At 57.3% G+C, this 508-nt stretch carries 1 protein-coding gene; it reads left to right on the top strand.

What is annotated here, in order from left to right; translation table 11 throughout:
• Positions 1 to 508 (top strand): Ig-like domain-containing protein (locus PKE98_RS26940; RefSeq protein ID WP_271198566.1); only part of this gene is annotated, 508 nt, incomplete at both ends.

The following is a 508-nucleotide window of genomic DNA, read 5'->3' on the forward strand; positions in this document are numbered from 1 at the left end:
TGGTTAACACCGACGGCACCTTCACTTACACCCCGAACACCAACTACAACGGCCCAGACAGCTTTACCGTCAGCGTTTCCGACGGCAAAGGCGGCACTGTTGATAGCGTGGTAACCATCGGCGTTACTCCAGACAACGATGCTCCAACTGCACCGGCCGTAACCCTGGAAACCCAGGAAGACACGCCAATCGATGGCTCGGTAGTTGGCAATGATGTCGACGGCGACTCCCTGACCTACACCCTTAAAGGCGATGTTCAGCCGGCCCACGGTTCTGTGGTCGTCAACACCGACGGTACGTTCACGTACACACCGAACACCAACTACAACGGCCCAGACAGCTTTACCGTCAGCGTTTCCGACGGCAAAGGCGGTACCGTTGATAGCGTGGTAACCATCGGAGTTACCCCGGATAACGATGCACCGACTGCTCCGGCTGTAACGCTGGAAACACTGGAAGACACGCCAATCGATGGCTCGGTAGTCGGCAACGATGTCGACGGCGACTC

Source organism: Pseudomonas turukhanskensis, from assembly GCF_027922365.1.
Classification (GTDB): domain Bacteria; phylum Pseudomonadota; class Gammaproteobacteria; order Pseudomonadales; family Pseudomonadaceae; genus Aquipseudomonas; species Aquipseudomonas turukhanskensis.